General features: G+C 34.6%; 20 protein-coding genes. 3 read left to right on the top strand and 17 right to left on the bottom strand.

What is annotated here, in order from left to right; translation table 11 throughout:
* Positions 1-17 precede the first annotated feature (17 nt).
* Positions 18-533, bottom strand: coding sequence for a DUF1104 domain-containing protein (locus PF026_RS02885; protein WP_270864259.1), 516 nt, complete (start codon positions 531-533; stop codon positions 18-20).
* A gap of 112 nt (positions 534-645) precedes the next feature.
* On the opposite strand from PF026_RS02885, the gene PF026_RS02880 reads away from it, so the two are divergent.
* On the top strand, positions 646-1,005 hold the full coding sequence (locus tag PF026_RS02880) for a diacylglycerol kinase (protein WP_270861206.1): 360 nt from the start codon (positions 646-648) through the stop codon (positions 1,003-1,005).
* A gap of 63 nt (positions 1,006-1,068) precedes the next feature.
* Here the strand turns inward: PF026_RS02880 and PF026_RS02875 are convergent, their stop codons facing one another.
* On the bottom strand, positions 1,069-1,884 hold the full coding sequence (locus PF026_RS02875) for a M23 family metallopeptidase (protein ID WP_270864258.1): 816 nt from the start codon (positions 1,882-1,884) through the stop codon (positions 1,069-1,071).
* A 108-nt stretch (positions 1,885-1,992) separates the two neighbouring features.
* On the opposite strand from PF026_RS02875, the gene PF026_RS02870 reads away from it, so the two are divergent.
* Positions 1,993-2,778: a lipid-binding SYLF domain-containing protein gene (locus PF026_RS02870; protein WP_270864257.1), complete on the top strand. Its 786-nt coding sequence runs from the start codon at positions 1,993-1,995 to the stop codon at positions 2,776-2,778.
* Between the two features lie 58 nt (positions 2,779-2,836).
* Here PF026_RS02870 and PF026_RS02865 read toward each other — a convergent pair whose 3' ends face one another.
* From PF026_RS02865 to PF026_RS02800, 14 genes are all read right to left on the bottom strand, one after another.
* The gene (locus PF026_RS02865) at positions 2,837-3,502 is read right to left on the bottom strand and encodes a YiiX/YebB-like N1pC/P60 family cysteine hydrolase (RefSeq protein WP_270864256.1); all 666 of its coding nucleotides are present in this window, start codon (positions 3,500-3,502) and stop codon (positions 2,837-2,839) included.
* A gap of 8 nt (positions 3,503-3,510) precedes the next feature.
* Complete coding sequence (locus PF026_RS02860) at positions 3,511-3,900, bottom strand: DUF4878 domain-containing protein (RefSeq protein ID WP_270864255.1); 390 nt, start codon at positions 3,898-3,900, stop codon at positions 3,511-3,513.
* A 21-nt stretch (positions 3,901-3,921) separates the two neighbouring features.
* Positions 3,922-5,940, bottom strand: coding sequence for a glycine--tRNA ligase subunit beta (glyS, locus tag PF026_RS02855; protein WP_270864254.1), 2,019 nt, complete (start codon positions 5,938-5,940; stop codon positions 3,922-3,924).
* Positions 5,924-6,058 (bottom strand): hypothetical protein, encoded by a 135-nt coding sequence (locus tag PF026_RS02850; RefSeq protein ID WP_270864253.1) that lies wholly within the window; start codon positions 6,056-6,058, stop codon positions 5,924-5,926. The genes glyS and PF026_RS02850 overlap by 17 nt, the downstream gene beginning before the upstream one ends.
* Complete coding sequence (locus PF026_RS02845; RefSeq protein WP_270870488.1) at positions 6,055-7,452, bottom strand: endonuclease/exonuclease/phosphatase family protein; 1,398 nt, start codon at positions 7,450-7,452, stop codon at positions 6,055-6,057. Before PF026_RS02845 ends, PF026_RS02850 begins: the two co-directional genes overlap by 4 nt.
* Positions 7,449-7,922, bottom strand: a complete 474-nt coding sequence (locus PF026_RS02840; protein ID WP_270861214.1) for a tRNA (cytidine(34)-2'-O)-methyltransferase — start codon at positions 7,920-7,922, stop codon at positions 7,449-7,451. The genes PF026_RS02845 and PF026_RS02840 overlap by 4 nt, the downstream gene beginning before the upstream one ends.
* A complete protein-coding gene (purU, locus tag PF026_RS02835; RefSeq protein ID WP_270861215.1) occupies positions 7,923-8,762 on the bottom strand; it encodes a formyltetrahydrofolate deformylase in 840 nt (279 codons plus the stop codon).
* A gap of 59 nt (positions 8,763-8,821) precedes the next feature.
* A complete protein-coding gene (locus PF026_RS02830; protein ID WP_270861216.1) occupies positions 8,822-9,208 on the bottom strand; it encodes a hypothetical protein in 387 nt (128 codons plus the stop codon).
* A gap of 214 nt (positions 9,209-9,422) precedes the next feature.
* Complete coding sequence (locus PF026_RS02825; protein ID WP_270861217.1) at positions 9,423-10,550, bottom strand: CCA tRNA nucleotidyltransferase; 1,128 nt, start codon at positions 10,548-10,550, stop codon at positions 9,423-9,425.
* Positions 10,510-11,523 (bottom strand): CiaD-like domain-containing protein, encoded by a 1,014-nt coding sequence (locus PF026_RS02820; RefSeq protein WP_270870489.1) that lies wholly within the window; start codon positions 11,521-11,523, stop codon positions 10,510-10,512. The genes PF026_RS02825 and PF026_RS02820 overlap by 41 nt, the downstream gene beginning before the upstream one ends.
* Positions 11,520-11,756: a hypothetical protein gene (locus tag PF026_RS02815; RefSeq protein WP_270861219.1), complete on the bottom strand. Its 237-nt coding sequence runs from the start codon at positions 11,754-11,756 to the stop codon at positions 11,520-11,522. Before PF026_RS02815 ends, PF026_RS02820 begins: the two co-directional genes overlap by 4 nt.
* On the bottom strand, positions 11,753-12,823 hold the full coding sequence (gene leuB, locus PF026_RS02810) for a 3-isopropylmalate dehydrogenase (RefSeq protein ID WP_270861220.1): 1,071 nt from the start codon (positions 12,821-12,823) through the stop codon (positions 11,753-11,755). The genes PF026_RS02815 and leuB overlap by 4 nt, the downstream gene beginning before the upstream one ends.
* An 11-nt stretch (positions 12,824-12,834) precedes the next feature.
* Positions 12,835-13,311: a 3-isopropylmalate dehydratase small subunit gene (locus PF026_RS02805; RefSeq protein WP_270861221.1), complete on the bottom strand. Its 477-nt coding sequence runs from the start codon at positions 13,309-13,311 to the stop codon at positions 12,835-12,837.
* A 58-nt stretch (positions 13,312-13,369) separates the two neighbouring features.
* Positions 13,370-13,963: a LysE family translocator gene (locus PF026_RS02800; RefSeq protein ID WP_270864245.1), complete on the bottom strand. Its 594-nt coding sequence runs from the start codon at positions 13,961-13,963 to the stop codon at positions 13,370-13,372.
* A 224-nt stretch (positions 13,964-14,187) separates the two neighbouring features.
* Here PF026_RS02800 and rpoD point away from each other — a divergent pair, with 224 nt between their 5' ends.
* Positions 14,188-16,050 carry an RNA polymerase sigma factor RpoD gene (gene rpoD, locus PF026_RS02795; protein ID WP_373567001.1) on the top strand — a complete coding sequence of 621 codons (1,863 nt, stop codon included), beginning with the start codon at positions 14,188-14,190 and terminating at the stop codon, positions 16,048-16,050.
* Positions 16,051-16,124: 74 nt separating this feature from the next.
* Here the strand turns inward: rpoD and PF026_RS02790 are convergent, their stop codons facing one another.
* Entirely contained in the window at positions 16,125-16,766 is a 642-nt protein-coding gene (locus PF026_RS02790) for a hypothetical protein (protein WP_270864244.1), read from the bottom strand.
* Positions 16,767-16,772 lie beyond the last annotated feature (6 nt).

The following is a 16,772-nucleotide window of genomic DNA, read 5'->3' as shown; positions in this document are numbered from 1 at the left end:
TTTTTAAATTTTTAGCCTTATTTTGGTTCAAGTTTTGGTTTTGGTTGTGGCGGAATTTCAGCTTCTCCTTTACCAAATTTTGGTCTTACCGGCTTCGTGCCGTTAAAATCTTTTCCAAATTTTGGCGCATGTCCAAAACCGCCTTTACCGTCCTTTTTAAAATGTTTTATTTTATCATTTTTTGAACCAAACTTACAAGCCTGTGTATTAAATTCTGCTTTTTCGGCACTTGAAAGCGAATCAAGTTGTGCATTATAGGCTTTTTTAAATTCGCTTATAAATTTTTTCTTTTCTTCTGGGCTTTTTCCACTTAGCTCATTTTTCATTAAATTATGAAATTTAAAACAAGTCTCCATTATTTCCTTTTTTTGAGCACCAATTCTTTTATCTAGCTCAAAAGCCGAATTTGCTAGTGAAGCAGGACTTTTGCTATCTGTTGAAGCGATGATTTGTGCATTTGTTTTACCACTAAAATCAGCCGCAACTAACGAAGTAGCCAAAACGGCAGCTAAAACTAAAAATTTTGTTTTCATTTTTTATCCTTTCGTAAAAAATTAGTCGAATTATAAATCATTTTTGTTAAAGCTCGGTTAAGTGTTTAAAATCGAAATTTTGCTATAATTCGACCTAAAAAAGGCAAACTTTATGAAGATAAAATATAAATTTTTTAAAAACTGGGGCTATGCTATGAAGGGCTTGGGCGATGTTTTAAAAACGGAAATGAGCTTTCGCATAGAGCTTGTTTTTGTCGTGATTTTTAGCATTGTAAATCTATTTTTGCCGATAAATTTAACGCTTCATTTAGTGCTTGAAATGGCACTTTTTGGCGTATTAATAACTGAAATTTTAAACTCTGCTATCGAGCGGATTGTAGATTTAGTAAGCCCCGAGTGGAACGAACTAGCAGGGAAAGCCAAAGACGCCGGTTCGGCAGGGGTTTTTTTAAGCATTACAATCGCCGTGATTTGCTGGGTTTTGGTTTTAGCAAATTTGATTTTTAGCTGAATTTAGCGTTAAATTTGCCAAATTTATTACAATTTTACAAATTTGATTTAAAATTTAGCAAATTTACTCTTCAAAAATCGCTCTATTGATTTTTTCCACGAAATTTATCGGATTGACACTAGTTCCGTTTATGGCGATACCAAAATGCAAATGAGGACCGCTCACACGCCCTGTTGCACCGCTAAGTCCTATTAAATCGCCCCTTTTTACGCTATCGCCAACTTTAACCAAAATTTTATCTAAATGATAATACTGTGAATAAATTCCGCCGCCATGATCGATGATAACAGAACCGCCCGCATAATACCTATCTTTTGCGATTTTTACTACGCCGTCATTAGCAGCGATGATTTCGGTGCCGACAGCAGCGCGAAAATCGGTTCCTGAGTGATAGCTTTTTACGCTTCCGTTAAAAATGCGTCCGTTACCAAAATTCGAAGTGATTTTGCTATCCAAAGGCACGATAAAAGGCTCGTTAAATAGATATTTTGGCGTTGTTTTTGCATAAATCGCCACAGCTTCATCATACTCTTTTTTTATGCGAGATTGAACGGATTTTGGTGGATTTACTTTGGCTGGTTCGACACTTAAAACTTCTTTTTTATACTCACCTTGTTTTAAATGAACAATTTCATTTTCTTCGCCCCAAATCGTAGTGATTTTTAAATTTAAATCATCTTTTTGGCGATAATTTGCAGGTAAAATCGCAATAAATTCGCTATCGTTTTGCGGATTTATCGTCAAATTTATCTTTTTTTTGTCTAAAAAAGCACTTTTGACACTTTTTTTGTCAAATTTAAGTATCAAAACATCGCCGTTTATAATCTCGTGCGAAAACAAATTTACTAAAAAAAGGGCTAAAATCACTAAATTTTTCATAAAATTTCCTAAATTCGTTATTTTTTGTTGAATTTTTATTCAAAAATTGGCGTAAAAACGCAAATTTACTGCTATAATAGCGAAAGCATTATTTTAAAAGGATTAAAAATGAAAAAACTTTTACTTTCTACAATCTTAGTTCTTTGTGGTTACTTGCACGCAGATGTGAGTGCAAACCAAGAAGTAATTGCAGCTACAAATGTTGTAAAATCGTTTGCACATGACAAAAATTTTGGGGTTTCTGCACAATATATTAAAAATGCAAAAGCCGTTGCTATTTTAACCGATGTTAAACGCCTTGCAGCCGGCGCTTCTATCCAATACGGCGACGGAATTTTTAGCGTAAAAGGCGAAGACGGCGAGTGGAGCGCTCCGATTTTCATTAAATATCGTGGTTTTGGCGCAGGAATTCAAGCAGGATATGAAACAAGTGATGTTGTAATGCTTTTCCAAACTACAAAATCTTACCAAGATATTTTTAACGGTATGGAAACATTAGAAGTAAATGCTGGTGCAACTATCGGTGAAGGTTATAGAAATGGTGCAGCGACTGATTTACCTGACATTTCAGCATGGATGGTAAGTCCTGGCGAACAAACAGGTGTTTTTGTTGGTGCTTCACTAGATCACGCTAAAATCGTAATCGACGATCAACTAACAAATGATTATTATGGTAGAATTTATGATTATGAAGATATTTTAAATGATTCTCCAAAAGCTACAAAATATACTAGAAATTTAAAAGATACACTTAGAAAATATATTTCAAACGCTCAGGCTTACAATGTAGGTGACGCAAAAGCCGTAGCACCTATAAATACCGTTGCTAAAAAATATCAAAACGGAAAGCCGATTGTTTCAAATCGCCCATATAACAAAGGCGTAAGAAAATAATTTTCCTTTATCGTTTTATAAATCTAGCCGAGAGAAATCTCGGCTTTTTTTATTTCTTTTACCAACTCTCGTATAAAATTTCCACTCCGTCATATTCCCAAAAAGCCTTTGGTGTAAGATACAAACCTTTAAAAATAGGTGCATTAATTTGTGTATATTTTGGGGTAAAATTTGGATAAATTTTAAAAATTTCACGCTCAATGAGCGTGGTGCAGTATAAATTTGGCTCAGTTGATTTTGCTAAAATAAATTTTTCACCAAGCTTGGCTTTTAAATTTTGCACAAGCTCGTTTTTTTGCGTTTGACTTAAAAAATTTATCCGTGCCACGCCAAGACTTCTAGCGTGAGATAAAAACTCATCAAATTCGCTTAAAATCACGGCATTTTCGCCACCGCTCTCGCCACTTGTGGTCGCATGTAACAATGTGATCGGTTCTAAATTTACAACGATTGCGATATGAGAATATTTAAAATCGCTGACTTGTGAAATCAAAACGCTATCAAATTCATCGCCTAAGCGAAAAACCAAATCTCCAAGCTCCAAATTTGGCAAATTTACCAAATCGACACGAGTTAGAGTTTTGATTTTTTGCGTTTTTATGGCTTTAAATTCACCAAAAAGAGTGTTAAAATGCAAGTTTTGCGGGACTAACACCAAAACAAACGCGATAACCCCGCAAACAAAAAACAAAAATCTAAAAAAGAAAGTCCCTTTTTTCGACATTTTTTAACTTACAATTTAATCTTCCACTTGCCTTTGTGATCTTTTTTAAGTTTTGCATGTTCGCTTTGTGTCGAGCCGTCTTTAAAAACTACACTCATGCTAATCTCTGCAATGTCTTCGCCGATAGTTTTATCGACAATCTCGATTTTTTGCAAACCGCCGTGATTTTTAGCTCTTTTCATCGCTTCGCTAACCATCATACCCATTTTACCTTCGAGCGCAGGTTTGACGCTTTCATCTTTCATCTCTTTTTCACTAAGATAAATCAGGCTAACAGCTGTTTTGGTATCGCCTTTATAAGCAGCTTCTATGAAGCTTTTTGCCACATCTTCGGCACCACCGCCGCCACAACCGATTAAAAACAGCATTGCAACAATTGCTAAAAATAGCTTTTTCATACCTGCTCCTTTATTAAAAATTTAAAAACTAATCTCTTTAATATCAGCGACTTTCAAAAACGCATTGTAAATTTGACCGATATTTGCTATGCGATTTGCTTTGATTTTTGGGTCATTTGCATTTATCATAACCTTATCGAAAAACTCGTCAATCACGCCTTTTAAGCCAAAAAGAGAATTTAGATAAGCTTTATAATCGCCGTTAAATTTAATCTCGTCAAATGCCGAATTTAACGCCTTTTCAGCATCATTTTCAAACAAACTTTCATCGAGCGAACCGATTTTTTCATCTTTTATGATATTTGCAAGGCGTTTGAAAGTGGCGAAATTGTCCTTAAATTCGCTACTAACGCTAATCTCGCCAAGCGCGTTAATCGCGCTATCAAGTTTTTTAATATCATTTTCGCCACTATTTATACACGCTTTTACCACAGACGGATTAAAATCATAAAGCGTATAAAGGCGATCTTTGATAAAATTTAGCAGTTTTTGCGTATCAAATTTTTTATAACCAGCCAAAACTTCATCGCTTAGGCTTTTAATATCTAAGTTTAAATTTGAGTTTAACGCTATTTTTATTATCCCCAAAGCTGCCCTGCGAAGCGCGTAAGGATCTTTGTTTCCGCTTGGAATTTTATCAATGCTAAAAAGCGCAAAAAGTGTTTCAAATTTCACCGCCATTGCCACAACCGAGCTAAAAATTCCACTTGGCAACTCGCTATTTTCGCCACTAGGCAGATACTGCTCTTTTATAGCTTTTGCCACAAGAGCGTGTTCGTTTTTCGCTTTTGCGTAGTATCCGCCCATAATGCCTTGAAGTTCGCTAAATTCGCCAACCATTGTGCTTGTAAGATCTGCTTTACTAAGCATTACGGCTCGCTCTAACGCTTCTTTATAATCTCCACCAAATTCAGCCCTAAGCTCACTATCAAAACGCCCAGCAAGAGCTTTTGCGACAGCTACTTCACGCAACTCTTTATCATAAACGCTACCAAGCTCATTTAAATAAGCCACGCTTTTTAACTTTTCTGCGTTAAATTCGGCATTTAAATCGCTCTCCCAAAAGAATTTCGCATCGCTCAAACGCGCTCTTAAAACCTTTTCATTTCCTTTTACGATAAGTTCGCTATCATCGCTGATTGCGTTGCTGACGACGACGAAGTGGTTACTTAACTCGCCGTTTTTAAACACAGGAAAATATCGTTGATTTTCCTTCATCGAAGTGATAATTACTTCTTTTGGAACGCTTAAAAATTCACTCTCAAACTCCCCAAGCAGGGCAGTCGGATACTCAGTAATAGCTACAACTTCATCAAGCAAATCTTCATCGATTTCGATTTTAAAGCCAGTTTCTTGCTCTATTTTTTCAAATTCATCTAAAATTTTTGCTTTTCGCATAATATCTTTTAAAATCACGCCGTTTTTAGCCAAAAGCGAAAAATATTCGCTAGAAGAGTTAAATTTAATCAAATCGTAGCCAAAATTTCTGTGTGGAAAAAAGCCATTTTGCGACTTTACGCCAAAAATTTCAAAGTCTAAGAATTCGCTTCCAAGCAGACAAGCCACACTTCGTATAGGGCGAATAAATTCAAACTCGCCCGTCCCCCAGCGCATAGATTTGCCAAAATTTAAACTTTGCAAAAATTCATTTATCATAACAGGCAAAATTTCACGGCTTTTTGCGCCTTTTTGAATCGATTTATGATACAAAACTTCCTTGCCGTTAATCTCTTTAAATTTAAGCTCGTCTTGGCTTATTCCGCATTTTGTGGCAAAACTGAGTGCCGCTTTTGTGAATTCGCCATCTTTTAACGCCACAGCCTTTGGCGCACCGATATTTTCTATCTCTTTATCGGGAGCAAATTCCATAAAATCTTTGTGAAAAATCACAAGACGGCGCGGCGAATACTCAAATTCAAACTCGCTTTTTAGCGAATTTTTATCCAAAATTTGCTCCCATTTAGCGCCGATATTTGGCAATTCCTTTAAAAAGGGAATCGCAGGGAGCTCTTCAACTCCGATTTCAATCAATAGTTCCATTTTCGTCCTTTTTATTTTGTTTTCGTTTTTCGTTTTTTTCTATCATCTGTTTGTTAAAACCCACAACCATAAAAATCATAAAAATCACAAATAAAATCAGTAAAATTTTATGTATCATCGAACAATAAATTCCTTTTTGCCTTTATAAATCGTAAAAAATGCGTTTTCAAATTCAAAATTTTTGCCGTTTTTTACCTTTCCGTTTTTTCCATAAATCAAAAATTCGCCAAATTTGGTTTTTATAACTCCATTTTCAACATCGCCTTTTAGTTTGCCAACAACATCGCCGCTTCGCAAATTCGCAAAATCGCCTTTAAATAAATGCTTTTCTAAATCGCCGTCATTTCCGTGATTTTTAAGAATTTCAAATTCATTTATTTCGTAATTTGAATTATAAATTTTAGCTTTTTTTACCAAAATATCGACTTTATCGCCAACCTGCACGGCTTTATTATCGCCAAAAACAAAAACGCCCCGTCCGTCTTTTGCGATAGCAAAGCCTTTTTTGTCGATGAAACTAACCACAGCATTTTGAATTTTAACTTCATTTTTCAAATTCGCTTGTCCGTAAATTTCATCGATATTTACACTTTTTGGCGATTTTTTGAAAAACGAAAATTCCTTTTTTGGTTGCGTTTTTTGCTCATCAATTATGATTTGTTTAAATTCTTTTTTGACAACCTTATCTTTATCGCTCGTTAGAACAAAATAAATCGGGTCGTGATCGGAAGAGTTGTTGCTACTTCTAAAAACCTTAAAACTATCTTTTTTATAGCCAAGTCTTGCAAAACCAAAAAGCTCAGAACTTAGCAAAATATGATCTAACGCCCTGCCTGTGATATGTGAGCTTTTTTTAAACCAGATAAAATCCCACAAATCAGTATAATTTTGCGTATCGATAATCTCTCTTAAAAGCGAACTTTTACCATAATCTGTATTAAAATCGCCCAAAATAACGGCATTTTTGATACCGCTTACGCTATCGCCTAAGAAAATCGTATTTTTTCGTCGATCTAAAAATGAGTTTTTCGCACTTAAAAAATGTGTCGTAAATACGGCGATTTCCACGCCCTCAAACTCAAAATCAAGCCTTAGAATATCTCTTGTTTTTATCTCTTTGCTTCTATAAAATTTGCTATTTTTAGGTTTTATTTTTGATAAAAATCCAACGCCAACTGGCGAATTTTTAGAAGCTGAAAATTCATAAAATTCATAACCACTTAAATTTGCCAACTCTTTTAAAACTGCTTTGTTTTCTATCTCTTGAAGTGCGATTATATCGGCATTTAGTTCTTTTATTATCTCGGCAGTTTGCTTTAATTTTTTATTATATTTTGCTTCGTCCCACTCGGAAAAACACTCTTTTGTTTTGATTTTGCAAACTTTATAATCGCTGTATTCGTTGCCGTTGTTTTCGCCGTCAAAAAGGTTTTCGACATTGTAGGTTGCAATTTTTAGCTCACCACAAAACGCAAAAACGCTAAAAAGCAAAAAAACGATAATCTTTTTCATAAATTTGCTCCAAATTCGCTAAAATTTTGTCTTATCGCTTCATACGCCACAATACCTACACTTATAGCCAAATTTAGGCTTCTGCCGTCTTTTCCCATTGGGATTGTTATGGCATTTTGCCAGTTTTTTTGCATTAGCTCCATTGGAAGTCCCGTGCTTTCACCGCCAAAAAACAAAAAATCTCCCTTTTGAAATTCAGCCTGAAAATAAGGCTTTTCGCTTTTGGTCGTGGCGAAAAAAAATCGGTGCAGGTTATGCGAATTCGCACTCATAAATTCGTCTAAACTCTCCCAAATAGTGGGATTTAGCTTTTTCCAGTAATCTAGCCCTGCTCTTCTTACAGCTTTATCGCTTAAATCAAAAATGGTTGGCTTAATGATATGCAGTTTCAAATTTGCATTTACGCACAAACGCCCGATAGTGCCTGTATTTTGCGGAATTTGTGGGCTAACTAAGACTATATTAAACATCTAAAAAATCACCGTTTTGTTATTATAAACAAAAATTCTATCATCAAAAACAAGATCTAACGCGCTTGCTAAGACATTTCTCTCCACATTTCGCCCAGCTCGACGCATTTCTTGCCAGCTCATCTCGTGATTAACACGCACGACATCTTGGGTGATGATTGGTCCTTCATCAAGGTTGTTATTGACAAAATGAGCCGTCGCACCGATAATCTTCACGCCCCGTTCGTAGGCTTGTTTGTAAGGGTTTGCACCGATAAAAGCAGGCAAAAACGAGTGGTGTATGTTTATGATTTTTTCTTCATAATGGCTGACAAACTCAGGGCTTAAAATTCGCATATATTTTGCCAAAACTGCATAATCAAAATCAAATTTGCTCATCACTTCAAGCACCATTTTTTCGTGCTTTTCTCGCTCAATGCCGTCGCTTTTAACGCAAAAAAACGGAATTTCAAATTTTTCAACTAAGCTTTGCAAATCATCGTGGTTTGCCACGACCGCTAGGATATTTGCGTTTATTTCGCCGCTTTGATTTTTGATAAGCAAATCGCCCAAGCAGTGCGTTTCTTTGGTCGCTAGGACGATGATATTTTTCTTTTTTGCTTCTTTGAAATTAATGTTTGCTTTTCCACCAAGCACTGCATTTAAAAGTCCGCAAAATCCTGCTACATCGAGCTTTTCATCAGCGTCAATCTCAGCTCTAAAAAAAAATCGCCCCACGCCGTGATCGACAAATTCGTGGTTTTTTGCGATATTTAGATTAAATTTAAAAACAGTATCAGCGATACGATAAATCAAGCCTTTTTCGTCATTGCAATCGATTTTTAAAATATATTTTTTCATTATTTTTGCCCTTATTTACAAAGCTTTTATTTTAGCTAAAAAAGGCTAAATTTACGCTTTTAGTCGCATAGACCAGACGGATTAAAACAATCAAAGCCAAATCGATTGACCCTAATAATATCTTTTTGTGGATAAAATATAATTTCATAACCTTTTTTCTGCCAAATTTGTATTTTTGTATCGCTAATGGAAGTAATATTTAAATTTTTCATGGAACCATAGACTAAAAACATTTTTTTATACGCATCGGTTCCCAAATAGTGAAAATTTGGAGTAATAAAACTCGAATTTAAGTTTGCCAAATCATTGGCATCTGCAACACAATCCGACCGCTCAACTTGCACGAAACCATTTTGTTCCAGTTTAGATGACACTATATCATGTTTTTTATCTAATTTTATATAACTTACATAGCAAATTTTGATATTATCATGTTTAAAAGGCATTTTTCTGCGATACAAAAGAAGTTCTTTTGGATTATAATTACCTAATTGCCGAATTTCATATAAATTATTATGCCTTACATTAACAAAGTTGGTTTCATGTATGCTTGTTATATAGATTGTAAAAAATAGCAATATAGCTACTGCAATAAAAGCAATCGCGGATAAAGCCAAAATAGCTAAAAAATATATGGAGTAAGCACTATAAAATAAAAATTTAGAAAAATTTGACATTTTTCAAATACTCATTTATCTCTATTTCTTGACGGCGTTTGATTTCATTTGCGATTTCTTTACCTTTAAATCCGTCGTTTATAACGGCTTCGCTTCCTACTTTTGAAGCAAATTTTTTCTCATAAATTCCAAGTTTTTTAGCGCGATTTATGCGAGTTTTATTATATGCTCCAAGCCACGAATTTATAGGCATTTGCAAGGCGATTTGCATTAGTTTTTCATCGTCGATTTTTTTATGAAACGGCTCGGTTAAAATGCGTTTGAAATGCGAATTTAGCTTTAAATTTTCTAAAATTTGCTTTTTGTCTAAGCCTAGCAAATTTAAAACAGCATATAAAAAAAACGCTTCATCTTTTACAAATTTTCGTCCGTTGTCGATAAATTTTGCGATTTTTTCGCATTGCTCCCCAGAAATTTTCACGCCAAAAATTTTCTCAAAAAGCCCCAAATCATGCAAGATTACTAGCCCCAAACCAGCAAATTTAGCACCAAAAAGCTTCATTAGCTCACCCCGAATTCGCTCGACACTTAAATCGCTCGTATCGATACTACGCATAAATTTAAAGCTCTGCTGTTCGATTTTTAGATTAAATCTTGCCGCAAACTGCACGCCACGATATACGCGCAAACTATCTTCCACAAAGGTTTTGCTATCGACCATGCGCAAAATTTGGTTTTGCAAATCAGCCACGCCGCCGTAAAAATCCAGCACTTCGAGCGAAAAAATATTTATCATCATCGAATTTATGGTAAAATCTCTACGCCTAGCACCGATTTTTTCGTCATTTGTGATTTCGACTTCAAACGCCTTATGCCCTACTCCGACCTTGCGTTCGGTGCGTGGCAGGGAAATGTCAAAATTTTTAAATTTATAGACAAAATAGCTTTTTCCTACGCCTTGTGCGCCAAGCTCACTCATAATCTCATCGAATTTTTGGGGATTTATATCATAAACTTCAATGTCAATGTCGCTGGTTTCACGCTTTAAGAAAAAATCACGCACAAAACCACCGACAAAATACGCTCTTTTTGTGTGTTTTTTTAAAAGTTTGAAAATAGCCTTAAAATCGCTATTTTGATAAATTTTCAACTCTGTTGTCGATACTTGCAAGTAAAAATTCCATAAATTTGATACTTAATTCAACCCTAGCTTCCAAATCGCCTTCAAAAGCATTTAAGCCTTCAAAAAGCACTAAAATTCGCTCTTTTAAGGCGCTTAAAAACTGAACTTCGTCGTTTTTAACTTCGCTCAAATTTGCCAAAAGCTCGTTGATTTTCGATATAGAAGCAGACAATTCGGCATTTAAATTTTGCAAATTTTCTAAATTTTGCTCTTTATGCAAAGAATTTTGCGTAAAATTTTGCAAATTTTCGCCATTAGAAAGTTGATTTGTTTGCAAAATTTCATCTTGTAAAATCTTAAAATTTGTATCGTTTGAATTTTCAAAATTGCTATTTTGTGAATTTATAAGACTATCATCTCTTATGATTTCTAGCTCTTCATAGGCAAAATCATTTGGGATTTTATCGCTTAAATTCTCGCTAAAATCTTCATTTTCAAAAATTTCAAATTCGCTTTTTAAACTTTCGTTTTTTGGAATTTCAAACTCATTTTGCAAATTTTCATCTTTTGAAATTTGGGTTACATTTTGTAAAGTTTCATCTATTTTTTCATCGTCAAAATCATATTTTTCATCGGCAAAATCATATTTTTCATCGGCAAAATCATATTTTTCATCGGCAAAATCATATTTTTCATCTGCTAAATTCGAATTTTCAAGATTTGAGCTTTTGTTTTTGTTTTGATTTTTTTCTTCATCTTTTGAAGAGCCAAAATTTAGGCTTTCAAAATGAAAATTAAAAGCTATTAGGTCGCTTTTTTTGGTATTTGGCAACACAATATCAGAATAAATTTCCAAATCGTCATCTAAAAATTTATCGTTAGAATTTGCTGAATTTTGACTAAAATTCGCCGAATTTTGCTCAAAATTCTTAACTTGCAAATTTTCATTTAAACCTTTTTTTTCTTGCTCCAAATTCTCTAAATCTTTGATTACGGTTTTTGCAATGTCTTCTAGTTTCATAGTTGTAAAAGCCACCTTTTAAACTCGCTAGTATCCTTTTTATCGCTACTCATAAAAAGATCTAGCATTTTTAAATTTACCTTGTTTTTCATAAGCATTTTTGATTTTAGTTTATCAAAATACTGCATTGCTTGTTCGTCTCCACGACGAATCAAACTTCGGTAAATCGCCAAAGCTTCGTAAAATCTGCCGTTTGCTTCGCACCTAAGTGCTTTTAAAATTATTTCGTTCATATTTTATTTGCGTAATCTGCGATTATAGAGCCGATTTCAGTTGTCGAGCAGACCTCTTTTGCGTCAAATCTCGCAATATCTTTCGTTCTATATCCGTCTTTTAAAACTGCTTTTACCGCTTTTTCTATCGCATCTGCTGCTTCATTTTCGTTAAATGCGTATCTTAACATCATCGCAGCACTTAAAATAGTCGCAATTGGATTTGCTATTCCTTGTCCGGCTATGTCAGGCGCTGAGCCATGAATAGGCTCGTAAATTCCTACCTTGCCACCGATACTAGCACTTGGCAAAAGTCCGATCGAGCCACAAACCATACTTGCTTCATCGCTTAAAATATCGCCAAAAAGATTTTCTGTTAAAATAACATCAAATTGTTTTGGATCGCGCACAAGCTGCATTGCAGCGTTATCCACATACATAAATTCTAATGCCACTTGCGGATAATCCTTTGCCATTTCGCTTACTACTTCACGCCAAAGTTGGCTAGTTTCTAGCACATTTGCCTTATCGACCATTGTGATTTTTTTATTTCGTTTCATCGCACTTTCAAAAGCGACTTTTGAAACACGCACGATTTCATCACGGCTATAAACCATCGTGTTAAATGCGTCGTTTTCGCGTTTTTCGCGTGGTTGTCCAAAATAAATTCCGCCCGTTAGCTCTCTAACAACCATAATATCAACACCGCTAACTGTTTCAGGCTTTAATGATGAAGCATTTACAAGCTCATCAAAAATAATCGCAGGGCGTAAATTCGCAAACGCGCCGAGCTCTTTTCGAATTTTTAAAAGACCGCTTTCAGGTCGCAAATGGCGTGGTAAATTGTCCCATTTTTCGCCACCGATCGCCCCAAAAAGCACGGCGTCGCTTGATTTTGCTGCATTTAGCGTTTCATCAGGGAGTGGCTCACCAAAAACATCATACGCTGCTCCGCCCATTAGCTTGTAATCATAATTTAACTCAAAGCCGAATTTATGGCTTACGGTATCTAAAACCTTAATTGCCTCTTCGATGATTTCAGGGCCGATTCCGTCGCCTTTGATAACACAAATATTATAAGTTTTCACAAATTTTCCTTTTACATTTTTGATTTTGCATAATTTATCAAACCGCCCGTTTGCAAAAGTTCTTGCATAAACGGCGGCATTGGAGAGAATTTATACTCTTTTTTTGTCGTTAAATTTTTGATAATGCCATTATCAAGGTCGATTTCTAGCTCATCGCCTTCGCCGATTTCATCTGTTTTGTCGCATTCTAAAATAAGTAATCCCATATTAAAGCTATTTCGGTAGAAAATTCTAGCAAAAGACTTTGCTATGACGCACGAAATTCCTGCTGCTTTTAAAGCGATAGGAGCGTGTTCTCTACTACTTCCACAGCCAAAATTTTCCCCTGCGACGATAATGTCGCCCGGTGAAATTTTTTTAGAAAAATCTTTATCTGCATCTTCCATAACATGACTTGCTAAAATCGCAGGATCAGAAGTGTTTAAATAACGAGCCGCAATGATAATATCGGTGTCGATATTGTCTTTAAATTTCCAAACTTTTGACATTTTTTAACCTTATAAATTTAAAATTCGGCAACTATTCTAACTAAAAAAATATTAAATTCTACTCAAAAATTAACAAAATCGCTACAAGTGCGATTAAAATCGCAGAAAATTTGCTTATAATAGAAATTTTATCGCTCATAAATTTGCGAAATGCTGCCCCGCCCGTAGCATAAATCATCAACGAGCAAAACTCGATTATAAGCATAATTGCGATTAAAATAAAAAGCCTTGTGCTTAAAATATTTTGACTATCTAAAAATTTCGGAAGCAAAGCACCGATGAAAATCCACGCTTTTGGATTTGCCATATTACAGATAAATCCTTGCGTAAAAAGCTCTTTTTTGCTTAAATTTGGTATAGTTTGAAGCGTCAAATTTGCAGAACTTTTATAAATTTTATAACTCATATACAAAAGATACGCCCCGCCTAGAATTTTAATCAAAAACATAAAAATCGGAATTTTTACTATCAACACACCGATACCAACGCCACAGATAAAAGATAAAATTCCAAGTGATATAAGCAGACCAAATATCGCAATCAAGGCTTTTTTCAAGCCAAAACTAAGTCCGATACTCATCGCAAACATCATATTGATTCCGGGCAAAATCGAAATAAGAGCATAAGTTGCAATAAATAAAAAATAATCCATAAATTCCGCCAAATTCCGGTAAAAATTCGGCGAATTCTAACACTTTTGAACTTAATTTTTTATAACCTTTTAAAAATTTAAATTTGCTAAATTTATCACTAAATTTGATAAATTTTAAAAATTTAAATTTCATATTAAATTCCTAAATTTTCATAAATTCAACAAAATTTAAAAAATTTTCGGTATAATACGCTTTTTTTACTGCAAAAAAGGAGCAATCTTACATGGCAACTTCCAAAGATTTTTTTTCAAAAGTGGAACAATTTTTCAGCGAAAACCAAAAAAGTTACATTACCTACGAACGACTTATCAAATTTTTTGACAAAGCACCGACTGCGACAAATGTTAAAAAAATCGAAATTTTAGCAAAAGAATTTGATGTTGAGTTAATCTCATCGGCAGAAGTAGCAAAAATCAAAAACCTTGAAGACGCTAAAAACAGCCAAGACGCCCAAAGAAAGCTACTTGATGACGAATTAGACGGCGAATTTGACCTAACAAACGATAGTGAGCTTATGGAGTGGAGCCGTTCTGATAGCCCGGTGCGTATGTATCTACGCGAAATGGGACAAATTCCGCTTCTAGTAAAAGAAGAAGAGGTCGAAATCAGCAAAAAAATCGAACTTGGCGAAGATATTATCATCGATGCTTTTTGCTCTGTGCCGTTTTTGATAGATTTTATTTTAGAATATAAAGAACCTTTGATAAACAGAGAACGCCGCGTAAAAGAGCTTTTTAAAAGCTTTGATGAAGGCGAAGAAGACGAAGAAGAAGACATTGATATAGACGAATATGCCGAAGACGAAGAAGAAAATCAAGAAGAAAAGAAAAAACTAAATCGCAAAAACGATAAACGAGCTGAAAAGGTTATAGAAAGCTTTAAGGCACTCGAAAAAGCAAAAAAAGACTGGAAAAAATTTGCCGATAAAAATGCAATCGAAATTCAAGAAAGCGATAGTATCTCGGCAAAACTGAATTTAGCTTTCAAAAAGAAAGTTTTAAAAGAAAAACTAATGGATTTAGGTCCGACTAGCAAACTTATCACAGAAATCGTAAAATCAATGGAAACAGCACTAAAAAGCGATAGCGAATTTGAAAAAGAGCTAAAACGCTTAGAATACAAACTTCCTATGTTTAGCGCAGAACTGAAAAAAAATCACCAAAGCATTTTAAAAGATATTACAAAACTAAGCAAAGAAGACATTATCGCGCGTGTCCCGGAAGCTACAATGGTATCAACCTATGTGGATATTAAAAAACTTTTCCTTACAAAAGAAGCTAGCAAGCAAGGCTTTGACTTAGAGCCTGAAAAGCTAAAAGTGATTTTAGAGCAAATCAAACGGGGCAAAAAAATCTCAGATGACGCAAAAGCTCGTATGGCAAAGTCAAATTTGCGTTTAGTCGTCAGTATCGCAAAACGCTACACAAATCGTGGTTTGCCGTTTTTGGATTTGATCCAAGAAGGAAATATCGGGCTTATGAAAGCCGTGGATAAATTTGAATACAAACGGGGTTATAAATTTTCTACCTATGCGACATGGTGGATTCGTCAAGCCATTTCTAGGGCGATAGCCGATCAAGCAAGAACGATTCGAATTCCAATCCACATGATAGAAACGATAAACCGAATAAACAAAATCACGCGAAAATATATGCAAGAAGAAGGCAAAGAGCCTGACATCGCCCTTATCGCAAATGAAGTTGGGCTTAGCATAGATAAAGTAAAACAGGTGATAAAAATCACAAAAGAGCCAATCAGCCTTGAAGCGCCTATCGGAAACGAAGACGACGGCAAATTTGGCGACTTTGTCGAAGATAAAAGCTCGGTTTCGCCGATAGATCAAATTTTAAAAGCAGACTTAAAAGAGCAAATCGATGAAGTGCTAGATCAGCTAAATGAACGCGAAAAAGCGGTTATTCGTATGAGATTTGGGCTTTTGGACGATGAAAGCGACCGAACACTTGAAGAAATCGGCAAAGAGCTAAATGTAACAAGAGAGCGTGTTCGCCAAATCGAAAGCTCGGCAATCAAAAAACTAAAACACCCAAAAGTCGGACGAAAACTTAAAAACTATATCGAAGGGTAAATTTATTTTTGACTGGCAAGGCTTTCTTGCCCTTTTGCTATTTTGGTGGGCAAGGATGTCCACCCTACTTTCTTTCAAACATTTGAATTCTTATTTTTAAGTTTTATTTCTTTAAAATTTACATAACTACAATATAGGGCAAATAAAAATGTAATAATTGATATTTGCAAAATATATAATTTATCACTGCCCATTTCCAATAATTCTGATTTTGCTATTTTGTATAAAATTCTGTTTTCATCATTTGAAATTTGGTATATAAAATGCATACCAAAAATCGGAGTTACATAAATTTTAATTTCTTTGGCTTTCCAAATTTTTGGAATTATTTTATGAGTGCAATTTTTAGCTATTAGTTTTTCTTTCGTTCCGTCTAAATTTTCAAAGTGTATAAAACAAGAATCCGAATTATGGTATGGTTGCCTACCAAATTTAGACATTGGGATTTCTATATCCACTACTTTGCCTATATGTGTTTTTGCTTTACTTAAATTCAGTTCTGTTGGGTAATCAAAATAGCTTAAAAAGGCAAATAAGGAAATCGCAAAAAAAGTTATAATAACAAACCAATCATGCAAAAAGCTTTTTATGTTTAAAAGTATTTGTTTTGATTTTGGAATATCATAATTTACCCTAGCCATTTCATCAAAAATAACCCTGTTTTTCTCTCTTAAATTTTGATTGTTTGAATTTTCTAAATTCTCATTGTTTTCCAAATTTAA

Origin of the sequence: Campylobacter sp. CS_NA3, from assembly GCF_027797495.1 — a bacterium.
In the GTDB taxonomy this organism is placed as follows: domain Bacteria; phylum Campylobacterota; class Campylobacteria; order Campylobacterales; family Campylobacteraceae; genus Campylobacter_B.
The sequence above is the reverse complement of the archived record's forward strand: the minus strand, read 5'-3'. Positions and strand labels throughout refer to the sequence as shown.

Excerpts from the sequence above, each read along its gene's own strand:
- PF026_RS02845 (WP_270870488.1), bottom strand. The coding sequence starts at position 7,452 with ATGAAAAAGATTATCGTTTTTTTGCTTTTTAGCGTTTTTGCGTTTTGT.
- PF026_RS02805 (WP_270861221.1), bottom strand. The coding sequence starts at position 13,311 with ATGTCAAAAGTTTGGAAATTTAAAGACAATATCGACACCGATATTATC.
- PF026_RS02820 (WP_270870489.1), bottom strand. The coding sequence starts at position 11,523 with ATGAAACTAGAAGACATTGCAAAAACCGTAATCAAAGATTTAGAGAAT.
- PF026_RS02860 (WP_270864255.1), bottom strand. The coding sequence starts at position 3,900 with ATGAAAAAGCTATTTTTAGCAATTGTTGCAATGCTGTTTTTAATCGGT.
- PF026_RS02850 (WP_270864253.1), bottom strand. The coding sequence starts at position 6,058 with ATGATACATAAAATTTTACTGATTTTATTTGTGATTTTTATGATTTTT.
- PF026_RS02815 (WP_270861219.1), bottom strand. The coding sequence starts at position 11,756 with ATGAACGAAATAATTTTAAAAGCACTTAGGTGCGAAGCAAACGGCAGA.
- glyS (WP_270864254.1), bottom strand. The coding sequence starts at position 5,940 with ATGGAACTATTGATTGAAATCGGAGTTGAAGAGCTCCCTGCGATTCCC.
- purU (WP_270861215.1), bottom strand. The coding sequence starts at position 8,762 with ATGAAAAAATATATTTTAAAAATCGATTGCAATGACGAAAAAGGCTTG.
- rpoD (WP_373567001.1), top strand. The coding sequence starts at position 14,188 with ATGGCAACTTCCAAAGATTTTTTTTCAAAAGTGGAACAATTTTTCAGC.
- PF026_RS02880 (WP_270861206.1), top strand. The coding sequence starts at position 646 with ATGAAGATAAAATATAAATTTTTTAAAAACTGGGGCTATGCTATGAAG.
- PF026_RS02885 (WP_270864259.1), bottom strand. The coding sequence starts at position 533 with ATGAAAACAAAATTTTTAGTTTTAGCTGCCGTTTTGGCTACTTCGTTA.
- PF026_RS02800 (WP_270864245.1), bottom strand. The coding sequence starts at position 13,963 with ATGGATTATTTTTTATTTATTGCAACTTATGCTCTTATTTCGATTTTG.
- PF026_RS02875 (WP_270864258.1), bottom strand. The coding sequence starts at position 1,884 with ATGAAAAATTTAGTGATTTTAGCCCTTTTTTTAGTAAATTTGTTTTCG.
- PF026_RS02830 (WP_270861216.1), bottom strand. The coding sequence starts at position 9,208 with ATGCCTTTTAAACATGATAATATCAAAATTTGCTATGTAAGTTATATA.
- PF026_RS02865 (WP_270864256.1), bottom strand. The coding sequence starts at position 3,502 with ATGTCGAAAAAAGGGACTTTCTTTTTTAGATTTTTGTTTTTTGTTTGC.
- PF026_RS02870 (WP_270864257.1), top strand. The coding sequence starts at position 1,993 with ATGAAAAAACTTTTACTTTCTACAATCTTAGTTCTTTGTGGTTACTTG.
- PF026_RS02840 (WP_270861214.1), bottom strand. The coding sequence starts at position 7,922 with ATGTTTAATATAGTCTTAGTTAGCCCACAAATTCCGCAAAATACAGGC.